The organism is Streptococcus oralis, assembly GCF_001983955.1.
GTDB lineage: Bacteria > Bacillota > Bacilli > Lactobacillales > Streptococcaceae > Streptococcus > Streptococcus jiangnanensis.
In genome coordinates, this window is the sequence record NZ_CP019562.1 from 1,833,714 (window position 1) to 1,848,067 (window position 14,354).

Annotated in this window: 17 protein-coding genes; 5 read left to right on the forward strand and 12 right to left on the reverse strand. The window is 40.9% G+C overall.

The annotated features are described in order from the left end of the window. Positions 1-429: 429 nt before the first annotated feature. From BWR56_RS09120 to BWR56_RS09140, 5 genes are all read left to right on the forward strand, one after another. Positions 430-1,701, forward strand: coding sequence for an extracellular solute-binding protein (locus BWR56_RS09120; protein WP_000095461.1), 1,272 nt, complete (start codon positions 430-432; stop codon positions 1,699-1,701). A gap of 126 nt (positions 1,702-1,827) precedes the next feature. After that, the gene (locus BWR56_RS09125; protein ID WP_196769362.1) at positions 1,828-3,120 is read left to right on the forward strand and encodes a carbohydrate ABC transporter permease; all 1,293 of its coding nucleotides are present in this window, start codon (positions 1,828-1,830) and stop codon (positions 3,118-3,120) included. Between the two features lies 1 nt (position 3,121). Continuing rightward, entirely contained in the window at positions 3,122-3,964 is an 843-nt protein-coding gene (locus tag BWR56_RS09130) for a sugar ABC transporter permease (RefSeq protein WP_001065654.1), read from the forward strand. Positions 3,965-4,144: 180 nt separating this feature from the next. Beyond that, the gene (locus BWR56_RS09135) at positions 4,145-4,945 is read left to right on the forward strand and encodes a DUF1189 domain-containing protein (RefSeq protein ID WP_076984845.1); all 801 of its coding nucleotides are present in this window, start codon (positions 4,145-4,147) and stop codon (positions 4,943-4,945) included. A gap of 9 nt (positions 4,946-4,954) precedes the next feature. Next, positions 4,955-5,941 (forward strand): LacI family DNA-binding transcriptional regulator, encoded by a 987-nt coding sequence (locus tag BWR56_RS09140; protein WP_076984846.1) that lies wholly within the window; start codon positions 4,955-4,957, stop codon positions 5,939-5,941. Between the two features lie 33 nt (positions 5,942-5,974). On the opposite strand, the gene BWR56_RS09145 is transcribed toward BWR56_RS09140, so the two are convergent. From BWR56_RS09145 to hisS, 12 genes are all read right to left on the reverse strand, one after another. Beyond that, the gene (locus BWR56_RS09145; protein ID WP_000806300.1) at positions 5,975-6,916 is read right to left on the reverse strand and encodes a YitT family protein; all 942 of its coding nucleotides are present in this window, start codon (positions 6,914-6,916) and stop codon (positions 5,975-5,977) included. Continuing rightward, a complete protein-coding gene (gene aspS, locus BWR56_RS09150) occupies positions 6,894-8,657 on the reverse strand; it encodes an aspartate--tRNA ligase (RefSeq protein WP_071852020.1) in 1,764 nt (587 codons plus the stop codon). The genes BWR56_RS09145 and aspS overlap by 23 nt, the downstream gene beginning before the upstream one ends. A gap of 151 nt (positions 8,658-8,808) precedes the next feature. Then, a complete protein-coding gene (locus tag BWR56_RS09155) occupies positions 8,809-9,027 on the reverse strand; it encodes a hypothetical protein (RefSeq protein ID WP_000832174.1) in 219 nt (72 codons plus the stop codon). A gap of 17 nt (positions 9,028-9,044) precedes the next feature. After that, positions 9,045-9,686 (reverse strand): CPBP family intramembrane glutamic endopeptidase, encoded by a 642-nt coding sequence (locus BWR56_RS09160; RefSeq protein WP_049505367.1) that lies wholly within the window; start codon positions 9,684-9,686, stop codon positions 9,045-9,047. 9 nt (positions 9,687-9,695) lie between these two features. Then, a complete protein-coding gene (locus BWR56_RS09165) occupies positions 9,696-10,394 on the reverse strand; it encodes an ABC transporter permease (RefSeq protein ID WP_049505366.1) in 699 nt (232 codons plus the stop codon). Continuing rightward, positions 10,387-11,211, reverse strand: a complete 825-nt coding sequence (locus BWR56_RS09170; protein WP_049505365.1) for an ABC transporter ATP-binding protein — start codon at positions 11,209-11,211, stop codon at positions 10,387-10,389. The genes BWR56_RS09165 and BWR56_RS09170 overlap by 8 nt, the downstream gene beginning before the upstream one ends. A gap of 10 nt (positions 11,212-11,221) precedes the next feature. After that, complete coding sequence (locus tag BWR56_RS09175) at positions 11,222-11,956, reverse strand: DUF3169 family protein (protein WP_049505364.1); 735 nt, start codon at positions 11,954-11,956, stop codon at positions 11,222-11,224. Between the two features lie 18 nt (positions 11,957-11,974). After that, entirely contained in the window at positions 11,975-12,325 is a 351-nt protein-coding gene (locus BWR56_RS09180; protein WP_049505389.1) for a PspC domain-containing protein, read from the reverse strand. Between the two features lie 3 nt (positions 12,326-12,328). Further along, complete coding sequence (locus BWR56_RS09185) at positions 12,329-12,526, reverse strand: hypothetical protein (protein WP_049505363.1); 198 nt, start codon at positions 12,524-12,526, stop codon at positions 12,329-12,331. Then, positions 12,513-12,701, reverse strand: coding sequence for a hypothetical protein (locus tag BWR56_RS09190; protein WP_049505362.1), 189 nt, complete (start codon positions 12,699-12,701; stop codon positions 12,513-12,515). The genes BWR56_RS09185 and BWR56_RS09190 overlap by 14 nt, the downstream gene beginning before the upstream one ends. Continuing rightward, the gene (locus BWR56_RS09195) at positions 12,701-12,904 is read right to left on the reverse strand and encodes a helix-turn-helix transcriptional regulator (RefSeq protein WP_000916945.1); all 204 of its coding nucleotides are present in this window, start codon (positions 12,902-12,904) and stop codon (positions 12,701-12,703) included. Before BWR56_RS09195 ends, BWR56_RS09190 begins: the two co-directional genes overlap by 1 nt. A 146-nt stretch (positions 12,905-13,050) precedes the next feature. Further along, a complete protein-coding gene (gene hisS / locus BWR56_RS09205; RefSeq protein ID WP_049505361.1) occupies positions 13,051-14,331 on the reverse strand; it encodes a histidine--tRNA ligase in 1,281 nt (426 codons plus the stop codon). Positions 14,332-14,354: the final 23 nt, after the last annotated feature.

Consider the following 14,354-nt stretch of genomic DNA (forward strand, 5'->3'; position numbering starts at 1 on the left):
CGCAAACGTTTGCGTTAAGTTAAGTATAGCGTATTTTGAACACAAATGCAAGCGTTTTTAAAAAATTTTTTTGAATTATTTTAATCAAACAAAACTTGTTCCCACTGATATTTTATGAAATAAGCGAAAAAAATTTAAAGATTTTCTGATTTAAGATAATTTATTCCCAATATCTGCTCTATTTTCTGAAAAATCGAGCCGAATTTACGCAATCGTTTTCCTAATATATTTTCAATTCAAAAAAACAAACATTTTAAGTTCTTTCCTATATATAGGCTTTGACAAATGTTTGAAACCTTAAATTTTTTTTAAAAATTTTCCTAAAAACGCTTGCAACCGTTTTCTATTTGTGCTATACTAAGTTCGTAAAAGAAAACGTTTGCGTTTTCTCATTAAATTATTTTTGTTATTCTTTAGGAGGAATACACTATGTCATCTAAATTCATGAAGAGCGCTGCTGTGCTCGGAACTGCTACTCTTGCTAGCTTACTTTTGGTAGCTTGCGGAAGCAAAACTGCTGATAAAGCAGCTGATACTAGCTCATCTGAAGCAAAAGAAATCACTTTCTACGTTGAAGACCAATACAAAGCCTACGCTGAAAAAGTTGCTGCAGCTTATGAAAAAGAATCAGGTACAAAAGTTAACATCAAATCAGGTGACCAACTTGGTGGACTTGACAAACTTTCTCTTGACAACCAATCAGGTCAAGCTGCTGACGTTATGATGGCACCATACGACCGCGTAGGTAGCCTTGGTACTGACGGACAACTTTCAGAAGTTACTTTGAGCGACGGTGCAAAAACAGATGATAAAACTAAATCTCTTGTAACAGCTGCTGACGGTAAAGTTTACGGTGCTCCTGCCGTTATTGAGTCACTTGTTATGTACTACAACAAAGACTTGCTTAAAGAAGCTCCAAAAACTTTTGCTGAATTAGAAGAACTTGCTAAAGACAGCAAATACGCTTTCGCTGGTGAAGATGGCAAAACTACTGCATTCCTAGCTGACTGGACAAACTTCTACTACGCATACGGACTTCTTGCTGGTAACGGTGGTTACGTATTCGGACAAAACGGTAAAGACGCTAAAGACATCGGTCTTGCAAACGACGGTTCTATCACTGGTGTCAACTACGCTAAATCTTGGTATGAAAAATGGCCTAAAGGTATGCAAGATACTGAAGGTGCTGCAAACTTGATCCAAACTCAATTCCAAGAAGGTAAAACAGCTGCTATCATCGACGGTCCTTGGAAAGCTCAAGCATTCAAAGATGCTAAAGTAAACTACGGTGTTGCTACTATTCCAACTCTTCCAAATGGTAAAGAATACACACCATTCGGTGGTGGTAAAGCTTGGATCATCCCATCAAGCACTAAGAACCTTGAAGCTGCACAAAAATTTGTAGACTTCCTTGTTTCAACTGAACAACAAAAAGCATTCTACGATGCAACTAACGAAATCCCAGCTAACACTGAAGCTCGTTCATACGCTGAAGGTAAAAACGATGAGTTGACAACAGCTGTTATCAAACAGTTCAAGAACGCTCAACCAATGCCAAACATTTCTCAAATGTCAGCTGTTTGGGATCCAGCTAAAACAATGCTCTTTGATGCTGTAAGTGGTAAAAAAGATGCTAAGACAGCTGCTAACGATGCTGTAACATTGATCAAAGAAACAATCAAACAAAAATTTGGTGAATAATTGAATTCGTTACAAGGGGGGAGAATACAAATCCCCCTTTGATTTTATAAATTTCCAAATGATTGCAGTTGCCTATCTAGTGATTGGAGACAAACTTCAATCTCGTATCCTATGAAAGGAGTATTCATGGAAAACCAACAACCTCGCAAAGCAGCCTTGCTTTCAGTGATTCCTGGGTTAGGACAGATTTACAATAAACAAAAGGCCAAAGGTTTTATCTTCCTTGGTGTAACTATCGTATTTGTTCTTTATTTCCTAGCACTTGCAGCCCCTGAATTGCACAATTTGATCACTCTTGGTGACAAGCCAGGTCGTGATAATTCCCTCTTTATGCTGATTCGTGGTGCCTTCCATTTAATCTTTGTAGTCGTTTATGTGCTCTTTTATTTCTTAAATATTAAAGATGCACATACAATCGCAAAACGTATTAACAATGGAATTCCTGTCCCACGTACTTTTAAAGATATGATCAAAGGTATTTATGAGAATGGTTTCCCTTACCTCTTGATCATCCCATCTTACGTCGCTATGACATTTGCGATTATCTTCCCAGTTATCGTAACCTTGATGATTGCCTTTACCAACTATGACTTCCAACACTTGCCACCAAACAAATTGTTGGACTGGGTTGGTTTGACTAACTTTACAAATATCTGGAGCTTAAGTACCTTCCGTTCAGCCTTCGGTGCGGTTCTTTCTTGGACCATCATCTGGGCCTTGTCTGCTTCTACTTTGCAGATTGTGATTGGTATCTTCACCGCTATCATTGCTAACCAATCATTTATCAAAGGAAAACGTATCTTTGGTGTTATTTTCCTTCTTCCTTGGGCTGTTCCAGCTTTCATCACTATCTTGACATTCTCAAACATGTTTAACGATAGTGTCGGAGCGATCAACACTCAAGTCTTGCCTCTTTTGTCTAAGATTCTTCCTTTCCTAGATGGGGCTCTTATCCCTTGGAAAACCGATCCGACTTGGACTAAGATTGCCTTGATTATGATGCAAGGTTGGCTAGGTTTCCCATACATCTACGTTTTGACCTTGGGTATCTTGCAGTCGATTCCTAACGACCTCTACGAAGCGGCTTACATCGATGGTGCCAATGCTTGGCAAAAATTCCGCAACATCACTTTCCCAATGATCTTGGCTGTTGCAGCTCCAACATTGATTAGCCAATACACCTTCAACTTTAACAACTTCTCTATCATGTACCTCTTCAACGGCGGAGGTCCTGGTAGCGTTGGTGGTGGAGCCGGTTCAACTGATATCTTGATCTCATGGATTTATCGTTTGACAACAGGTACATCTCCTCAATACTCTATGGCGGCAGCTGTTACCTTGATCATCTCTATCATTGTCATCTCTATCTCTATGATCGCATTCAAGAAACTACACGCATTTGATATGGAGGACGTCTAAGATGAATAACTCAATCAAACTCAAACGTAGACTGACTCAAACCCTCACTTACCTCTACTTGATTGGTCTTTCAATCGTGATTATCTATCCACTTTTGATTACTATTATGTCAGCCTTCAAGACTGGTAACGTCGTAGCTTTTAAACTAGATGCTAACGTCGACTTTAGCTTTGCCAACTTCCAAGGGCTCTTCACTGAAACCTTGTACGGCACTTGGTATCTCAACACTTTGATTATCGCCTTGATTACAATGGCTGTTCAAACAAGTATCATCGTACTTGCTGGTTATGCCTACAGCCGTTACAACTTCTTGGCTCGTAAACAAAGTTTGGTCTTCTTCTTGATCATCCAAATGGTGCCAACTATGGCCGCTTTGACAGCCTTCTTCGTTATGGCCCTTATGTTGAACGCCCTTAACCATAGCTGGTTCCTCATCTTCCTATATGTCGGTGGTGGTATCCCAATGAACGCTTGGTTGATGAAAGGTTACTTCGACACAGTACCAATGTCTCTAGACGAATCTGCAAAACTAGATGGTGCAGGACACTTCCGTCGCTTCTGGCAAATTGTTCTCCCTCTCGTTCGTCCAATGGTTGCAGTACAAGCGCTCTGGGCCTTCATGGGACCTTTCGGAGACTATATCCTCTCTAGTTTCTTGCTTCGTGAGAAAGAATACTTTACAGTTGCCGTTGGTCTACAGACCTTTGTCAGCAATGTGAAAAACTTGAAGATTGCCTACTTCTCAGCAGGTGCTATCCTCATCGCGCTTCCAATCTGTATTCTCTTCTTCTTCCTACAAAAGAACTTTGTTTCAGGACTTACAAGTGGTGGCGACAAGGGATAATTTATCCCCGCCACCCTTTTTCATTTTGATCTTGTTTCTAAAGTTGAAAGATTAGACACAAGACCGCAAATAGTAGCAAAATCAGCTTTTCAGTAAGCAATTTATCTACTAGACTTGAAATAAACTACATTTCTCTATATAATAATACTCATATAGAAAACACCTTTTAGAAAGATACAAATGCTTCCATATCCATTTTCATATTTTTCAAGTATTTGGGGATTTCGTAATCCCCTGTCAAAACGTTTCGGTCTCAACTGGTTTCAGCTTCTCTTTACGAGCATTTTCCTCATCAGTTTGTCTATGGTTCCGATTGCCATCCAAAACAGCTCACAGGAAACGTATCCACTGGATACGTTTATCGATAATGTCTACAGCCCCCTGACAGATGAAGCCATCATGGACTTGTCAGAGAATGCGCAGATAGTAGATGGAAAACTGAGCTATGCTGGAACTAAAAATCAGCAAGCTTCTCTTCTGATTGGTCCAAGTCCAAGTAAGGAATTGCCAAAGGACTTGCAACTTCATTTTGATACGGAAGAACTCGTCATCAGTAAGGAAAGTAAGGAACTGACTCGCATTCGCTACCACGCGATTCAAACGGAGAGTTTCCAGAGTAAGGAAGATCTAACCCAGGCCATTTCTAAAGATTGGTACCAACAAAATCGGGTCTATATCAGTCTCTTTCTCGTTCTTGGTGCAAGCTTTCTCTTTGGATTGAATTTCTTCATTGTCTCTCTTGGAGCTAGTCTTCTCCTTTATATCACCAAAAAATCACGCCTCTTTTCATTTAGGACCTTTAAAGAGTGCTACCATTTTATCTTGAACTGTTTAGGATTACCCACTCTGATTACGCTTATTTTGGGACTTTTTGGCCAAAATATGACAACGCTTATCACTGTACAAAACATTCTTTTTGTTCTTTATCTGGTCACTATTTTTTACAAGACACATTTCCGTGATCCAGATTATCATAAATAGGAGATTTTTATGCCCGTGACGATTAAAGATGTGGCTAAAGTAGCAGGTGTCTCACCTTCAACTGTTACCCGCGTCATTCAAAATAAATCAACGATTAGTGATGAAACCAAAAAACGAGTTCGCAAGGCGATGAAGGAGCTCAACTACCATCCCAACCTCAATGCTCGTAGCTTGGTAAGTAGCTATACTCAAGTTATCGGCTTGGTGCTCCCTGATGACTCGGATGCCTTTTACCAAAATCCTTTCTTCCCATCTGTCCTTCGTGGTATCGCCCAAGTCGCGTCTGAAAACCACTACGCTATTCAGATTGCAACGGGGAAAGATGAGAAAGAACGTCTCAATGCGATTTCTCAGATGGTTTATGGCAAGCGTGTTGACGGTTTGATTTTCCTCTACGCTGAGGAAGAGGATCCTCTGGTCAAACTAGTAGCCGATGAGCAGTTCCCTTTCCTCATTCTCGGAAAATCTACTTCACCCTTTATCCCTCTTGTTGATAATGACAATGTACAAGCGGGCTTTGATGCAACAGAGTATTTCATCAAAAAAGGATGCAAACGAATTGCCTTTATCGGGGGTACAAAGCGACTCTTCGTAACGCAAGATCGTCTAACCGGCTATGAGTCCGCACTCAAACAACACCAACTTCCGATTGATACCAACTTAACCTACTTTGCGACCGAATTTCTAGAAGAAAAAGGGTATCAGTTCAGTGAACTCCTATTCAATCACGATCCGCAGATTGATGCTATCATCACAACCGACAGTCTCCTAGCCGAAGGAGTCTGTGACTATATCGCTAAGCACAAACTGGATGTTCCTGTCTTGAGTTTCGACTCTGTCAATCCTCGACTTGACCTCGTAGCTTATGTCGATATCAATAGTCTGGAACTTGGGCGCGTTTCCTTTGAAACCATTCTCCAGATCATCAACGATGCTAAAAACAATAAACAGATTTGTTACCGCCAGTTGATTGGACACAAAATTATCGAAAAATAAAGACCAGCCCCAAGGCTGGTCTTTTGAGTATTATTAATTGTCTGTTTCTACGAATCGTCCTAGGATGTGGACATTTTCGGATACAGAGACAAAGGCTGTCGGATCAACTTGTTTCATGATGTGTTTAAAATCATTAAACTCTGCTCGTGTGATAACCGTAATCAAGACTGCTTTTCTCTCATGATTATAGGTTCCTTCTGCATCGTGGATCATAGTTGCTCCGCGGTGCAATTTTTTATGGATTTTTGCGATTACCTTGTCAGGATTATTGGTCACAATCATGGCCTGCATGCGTTTTTGCTTGGTAAAGACCGCGTCTGTCACACGACTGGAGACAAAAATAGTAATCATGGAGTAGAGGGCGTATTTCCAACCAAAGGTCAATCCTGCTATCAGCATAATCGTCCCATTCACTAAGAAAGAAATACTACCGACATTTCTCCCTGTTTTCTTTCGAATGGTCAGACTGACGATATCTGTACCTCCGCTAGAAATATTGTTACGGAGCGCAAAACCAATCCCCAAGCCCATGACAACACCCCCAAAAAGGGCATTGATAATGGGATCCTCTGTCAAGGTCACAACTGGCACAAGCTGGATAAAGAGGGAACTCATGGATACTGTGATAAAGGTAAAGATTGTAAACTTATGCCCAATCTGATACCAAGCCAAAATCATCAATGGAAAATTGATAGCATAAAAGGTTAGCGATATCGGAATGTAAAAACCAAACCAGTGATTACTCAAGGCAGAGATAATCTGTGCCAGACCTGTCGCGCCACTGGAGTAAACGTGTCCTGGTTGAAAAAAGAAATTGACTGCTACTGCTGACAGAAAGCCATAAACCAGAGAAGCCGATACTTTCTCATCGTATTTTTCCCGAGAGATACTTTGTAAAACTCGTAAGATTTTTATCTGATAAGCAAAGCGACGCAGATAATAGCGCCACCGCTTAATTCGTTTTGCTTGTTTCATCTTCTTCTACTTGTAAGCTGAGTTCCTCTAGTTGTTTGAGAGCGACTGTTGATGGAGCTTGAGTCATTGGGTCGGTTGCCTTATTGTTCTTAGGAAAGGCAATGACTTCACGGATATTTTCTTCTCCTGCTAAGAGCATGACAAAACGGTCAAGTCCAATAGCCAAACCACCGTGTGGTGGGAAACCATAGTCCATGGCTTCAAGAAGGAAACCAAACTGGTCATTTGCTTCTTCAGCTGAGAAACCAAGAGCCTTGAACATGCGTTCTTGCAGATCTTTTTGATTGATACGAAGACTACCACCACCAAGCTCATAACCGTTCAAGACGATATCGTAAGCAATGGCACGAACCTTAGCCAAATCACCTTCTAATTCGTGGGCTGTTTCTTCCTGTGGAAGGGTGAACGGATGGTGGGCGCTCATGTAGCGACCTTCTTCTTCAGACCATTCAAACATTGGCCAATCAACCACCCAAAGGAAGTTGAATTTATCGTTATCAATCAAGTCAAGCTCTTTGGCAATACGTCCACGAAGGGCACCAAGGGTTGCATTGGCCACTTCAAGCGTATCCGCCACAAAGAGAACCAAATCCTTATCTTCAAGACCAAGTGCTGTAGTCAATTCTGCTTGGATACCAGTCAAGAACTTAGCAACTGGTCCATTTAATTCTCCATCAACCACCTTGACCCAAGCAAGACCCTTGGCACCGTACTGTTTGGCTACTTCAGTCATCTTGTCAATGTCTTTACGTGAGTAGTTATCTGCAGCTCCTTTGACCACAATGGCTTTAACGGCAAGTGCTTCTGAGAAGACTTTAAAATCAACACCCTTGACCACTTCTGTCAAGTTCTGAAGCAACATGTCAAAACGGGTATCAGGTTTGTCAGAACCGTAAAGAGCCATCGCATCATCGTATTTCATACGAGGAAATGGAAGCGTTACTTCGATACCTTTTGTTTCTTTCATCACACGCGCAATCAAGCCTTCTGTGATATCTTGGATTTCTTGCTCAGTTAGGAAAGACGTTTCCAAGTCGACCTGAGTAAACTCAGGCTGACGGTCACCACGCAAGTCCTCGTCACGGAAACATTTGACGATTTGGTAGTAACGGTCAAAACCAGCATTCATCAACAACTGTTTTGTAATCTGCGGACTTTGAGGAAGAGCATAGAAATGCCCTTTATTGACACGAGAGGGAACCAAATAGTCACGCGCCCCTTCTGGCGTTGATTTAGAAAGGAATGGCGTCTCCACATCGATAAACTCCAACTCATCCAAGTAGTTACGGATTGAGTGGGTCACCTTAGCACGAAGCTTAAGGTTTTCTAGCATTTCTGGACGACGAAGGTCAAGGTAACGGTAACGCAAACGTGTATCGTCATTGGCCTCAATCCCATCTTTAATCTCAAAAGGTGTTGTTTTAGCTGTATTCAGCACTGCCAGAGCTGTCACATTCAACTCAACTGCACCCGTTGGCAACTTATCATTGGCTTGCTCACGTGCAGCAACTTGTCCAGTGACCTCAATGACAAATTCGCTACGAAGACTTTCAGCTGTTGCCATGACCTCTGCAGATACTTTTTCAGGGTTGATAACCAACTGCATGATCCCTTCGCGGTCACGAAGGTCGATAAAGATCAAACCACCCAAGTCACGACGACGAGCAACCCAGCCTTTCAAGGTCATTTCTTGTCCGATGTGCTCCTCACGAACACGACCAGCATACATACTACGTTTCATGTTTTCTCTCCTCTTTTATTCTGTTACTATTTTACCATAAAAGCGCAGGCTCTTCATGAAAATCAGCAGAAAAGTTTGATTGTCTTTAGAAATCAAAACGAACAGACAAAAAATCCGATGAAAACGTCATCGGATTCTCTGATTATGATTCTTAACCTTTTTTACGCTTTTCAGCAATCTCGGCTGCCTTTTTAGGTAGAACAATCTCCGTCGCATAAGCCGAAGCAAAACGCAAGACACCTGCAATAGGCGCAAAGACAATTGCTAGATAGTTGTAAAAGAAATCGCCTTTAAAGGCATAGGCAAGTGCCCCGATGATAAAGAAGAGAACGACCGCCTGTATCACTGCTAATAAAATTACTCGTTTCATGTGACCTCCTGACTCTATTATAGCATGAGTATCATCAAAAAGCCGATTAAATTATTCAAAGCGTGGAGAGAAATACTATAAAGAAGACCTTTTCGGCTTACATAAGCCAGACCCAAACTTAATCCCAGACTAGCATAAACTAAAAACTGTTGCAAAGTCCCTGGAAAATGAATCAAGGCAAAAAGCACACTCGATACGAGGAGAAACAGAGCTGTCTGTTTGCTGTTGTTCTGCTTAGGAAAGAGATAGCGCGCCAGCAACCCTCTAAAGATGAGTTCTTCCGTCAGAGGAGCAAAGACCACTACCATAAAGAAACCAAAGACAGGCTGAGCAACTGTCAATTGTGATACGATTTGTTGATTGACTGACGGATCTTCTGGCAAAAAGAACTGGGCTGTAATCGCCACTAGCAAAACCAGAGTAGGCAACCAGATATAACGATTAAAAACCGTCGTCTGGATGCTAACCTTTTCTGTCTGATACCATCTGTAAACTCCATAAACATAGGCCCCTGACAGGACGATATAGAGTGGCAAAACTCCAAAGATTGAAGCCCCTAGTCCAAGAGCTGACAGCGCCATACTCTGAACCAGACCATAGCCAAAGAAAAAGGATAGAATGGCTAGAAGAAACCAACCAAGATTTTTAAGTAATTTCATATGAGCCTCCTATTTTCCTTTATAACTATTTTTCAATACGAAGAGACTAGCTAATCCTAGCAAAAGGATCCATGCTAGCAAGAGAGCAAGACTTCTCAAAGATAACTCTCCACCACCTGCTTTTAACAGACTTACCAATGGCCCAATGAAAGAATAGTCCAACAATTTTTGCGCAGTTGCATTTTGAACAGCAAGAGTGGGCAAGAAAGAGAAGATCAGCATAGGAAAAATACTATACACTTGCGCCTTAGACTGAGTATCTGATACTGCACCGATAAGAATGTTAAGAAAGATAATGCTGATAGTTGCCAGAAGCAGATAGAGACCATAGGTAAGAAAGTAGTTTGTCAAATCAACTTTAAGATATAGAGGGAGAACAACCATCGAAAAAAGCACCACTAGAAGAGGAAGAGCCATCATGCTCAGAGTATACTCCGTTGCTGTCACACCACTTAGTATGAGGGATTTAAGATTACGTTTTTCCTTGTCCTCAGCCATCATAATCGATACCATATAACCACTTCCCATACTCAAGACCATCGTCAAACTCGTAGAGAGGAGAAACATAGTCAATTCTCCACTCTTGTTTAAGAACTCATTATATAGGATAGCAATACCAAAGGGCATCAATAATGTCGCTAACAAGGTTGAATTACTAATAAGAACTTGTAACCTTAACCAAAGAAGGGCATTTAATTTTCTAAACATCTAACTTTTCTCCTGTCAATCTAATAAAGATTTCCTCTAAAGTCGGTTCACAAGAATGAACAGCAATCAGATCTGTTGTATCCAGATGAGGCAATTCTTCAAAAGGAACCACTTGTTCGCGTCCATCTTGATAGCGTAAACGAACCTTTTTATCCTCATGGTATTTCTGGATAATCTCTTGTGGACTGCCATACTCAATCAAGTTTCCCTTATTTAAAAAAGAGAGGCGATCACAAAGCAAGGTTGCTTCATTCATATCGTGGGTTGTTAAGAAAATCGTTGTCCCAGCCTGCTTCAATTCTTGTAAGAGAGCATGAATCGATTTTGAGGTGGTAGGATCAAGACCACTTGTTGGCTCATCCAGAAAGAGGATTTTGGGAGCATTTAGAAGAGCACGAGCCAAGAACATCCGTTGTTTCATACCTGTGGATAGTTTTTCTGCGATAATGTTTTTGGCATCTGATAACCCAACTTGATCAAGTACTGTATCTACTCTAGAAGCTTTAAGACCATATAATTTTGCATAAATGAGCAGATTTTTATAGAGGTTCATCTTTTCATAAAAACCACTGGTATCACTAACAATCCCGATTTGTTCCAAATCATTTGAAGTCAAATTTCGAGAGGACTTCCCTAGGAGAACGGTCTCACCCTGATCTGCAGCTAACTGACCCGTCAAAACATTGATCATAGTTGTTTTACCTGAACCTGAAGGTCCTAGGAAGCCAAAAATTTCACCTTCTTGAATCTCAAAAGAAATCTGATGCAGAGCTTTCTTGCTTCCAAAACTTTTGCTTACATTTTCAACACGAATCATAGGAACTCCTTTATTTGAAATAACGTTTTACCATAGGTAATTGCATCACATTGATATAAATATGGATCGCTCCTACAAGCAAGAAGGCTAGTAACTGAATCTCTCCTGTCAGTAAGGAAAAGAGAACGATTAGAAAATAGAGAGCTGGCAAGACATACTGGTTTAATTGGAATAAAACTCGAAAACTCTGTTCTAAATTAGCCTTGCGCTCCCCTTCATCGTAGGAGTTTATATAGTCCAAGACATCTTTTGGTGTAGAGAAGAATTCCAAATCAAACTGACGAACGATCGCAATGGTCTTATAGAGATATTTTTGAGCACTGAAAACCAACACTAATGTCAAAAAAGAAAGAGATAAAGTTAGATGACTTACATTTAATACAATTACCTCACTTCCTGAAATGAAGAGAGACAATAAAATTGCTACGCCTGTAATATTAAAAGCAATGGTTCCAAACTCAAGATTGCGATACATTTGCACATAATAGGTTTCATTCAAATCATCATCCGTTTCCTCTTTGTACAAGGAGTGAAATGTTCTGCTTTTCTTTAAGAAATTGAATGTCAAAAGAAGACTAATGAAACCTAGCAGTAAACAAATAACTGATATCCATGGTATCAAGACTTTTACATCTAACATAATTCCGTGGGATTCAGCACGCGCTTTAAACATCCCTGCAAACATGCCCAAGAAGCCTCCCAAGATAACAGCCATTAAAAATAACAATCCACGTTTCTTTTTCATATTCATACTCTTTCTAAACTAAACCAATCCAACTAACCACTGACCAAACACTTTACCTGATTCATAAATAGCTGTCAAGCCCTCTGTTCCAAGTGATACTAAAATCAAACAAACAGCAAACAAGAGAATAGCTTGGTTTCTAGCTTTTTTTGCTCCATCTCCCAAGGGTTCATTGCCAAGCCAACCTGCTAGATAGGCATAGAGAGTTACTGTTATAATCCCAATCTCTGTCGAAGAGAGAAACAGCAAGACTGTCACCAAACGAACGATATTGGCTTGAATGTTAAAATAATTTCCTAAACCTGCACAAACACCCGCAAGTTCTTTATGTTCAGTATCTACTTGAAAATCTGCTAAAAACTTTTTCATCATTCATTCTCCTTTTTCACTTGTTAGATTTTTTGATTTCTTTTCAATCCATTCAACTGCTGGGATGAGAGCAAAGTAGCCCCAAATAAATTGGTCACTTTGATACAGATTAAACCAGCCTAGGTCCATCCCAATCAGTAGAAATACGCTGACTAATAGAGCTATGGCAACTACATAATAGATTACTTTATATTTGTTCATCATTTTTCTCCTTCTTCTTTAACCAATTGAAAATGGACAAGAGGACTAAATTAATCCAAAACAAATACTTACTTTCAACAAAATAAAACCAACCAAATAGGCTTCCAATCATAGCCAAAAGATTCACGATAAACACAACTATAGATAGATAATAAATCACTTTATACTTGTTCATCACTCATCCTCCTCTAAGCGAAAGACTGACTCGACTGGCTCATTGAATATCTGAGCAATCTTCAGGGCAATGACGATGGATGGCGTGTACTCATCCCGCTCAAGCAAGCTGATGGTTTGCCTGGAGACCCCTGCTAGCTTGGCAAGTTCGGTCTGATTGAGACCATCGCGAGCCCGAAGCTCTTTTAGACGATTTTTTAGCATGTCTTTTTTCTCCTTTGTTCTTATCTTGATTTCATTGTAACATATCTTTTTATTTTTGACAATCATATTTGTCAAAAAGTTTAAGATTTTTGTTATTTTGCAAAAGAAAACGGTCAGGAGTAAGATCCTGACCAGTTTTTCTACTATTAAAAGCCTAATTTTTCAAAGATTTCTGAGAAATTTTGATTGATAGCATCAAGTGACACTTGCACTTCTTCTCGAGTTTGGTTGTTCTTAACTGTCACTTGTCCGCTTTCGACTTCGCTCTCCCCTAGCGTGATGAGAGTCTTAGCCGCAAAGACATCGGCGGACTTGAACTGAGCTTTGAGTTTTCGGTTGAGGTAGTCACGTTCTGCTTTGAATCCTTGTTGGCGAAGGGCTTGTACCAATTCCAAGGCCTTGACATTTGCTCCTTCACCCAAGACTGCGATATAAACATCTAGGGTATTTTCGATAGGGAGGGTCACACCTTGCTTTTCAAGGATGAGAAGCAGGCGCTCTACACCAAGTCCAAAGCCAAAGCCTGCAGTCTCAGGACCACCAAAGTAAGCAACCAAACCATCGTAACGACCACCCGCACAGACTGTCAAATCATTACCCTCAATCTCAGTGATAAACTCGAAAATCGTGTGGTTGTAATAGTCCAGACCGCGCACCATATTGGTATCGATGATATAGTCTACACCCAGATTTTCCAACATCTGACGGACGGCATCAAAATGAGCTTGGCTTTCTGCATCAAGGAAGTCCAAGATAGACGGCGCATTCTCTACTGCCACCTTGTCTTCTTTTTCCTTAGAGTCCAAGACACGGAGAGGATTTTCCTCCAAACGACGTTGGCTATCCTTAGACAAGGTCTCCTTGAGCGGTGTCAAATAGTCAATCAAGGCTTGGCGGTAAGCCGCACGGCTCTCAGGATTTCCAAGAGTGTTGAGGTGCAATTTAACACCTTGAATGCCAATCGCTTTCAAGAAATGAGCCGCCATAGCGATGGTTTCCACATCGGTAGCTGGATTGCTAGAACCAAAGCACTCGACACCAATCTGGTGGAACTGGCGTAAACGACCTGCCTGTGGACGCTCATAGCGGAACATAGGGCCCATGTAATAGAACTTACTTGGCTTTTGCACTTCTGGGGCAAAGAGTTTATTTTCCACATAGGAACGAACAACGGGCGCAGTTCCTTCTGGACGGAGGGTGATATGACGATCACCCTTATCATAGAAATCATACATTTCCTTGGTTACGATATCCGTTGTATCTCCGACAGAGCGACTGATGACCTCGTAATGCTCAAAAATAGGCGTGCGCACTTCTGCGTAGTTATAGCGCTTGAAAATCTCACGGGCAAAGCCCTCAACGTACTGCCACTTGGCAGACTCAGCAGGTAAAATATCCTGCGTTCCTTTTGGTTTTTGTAATTTCATAGGGAATCCTCTTTAAACTTAAT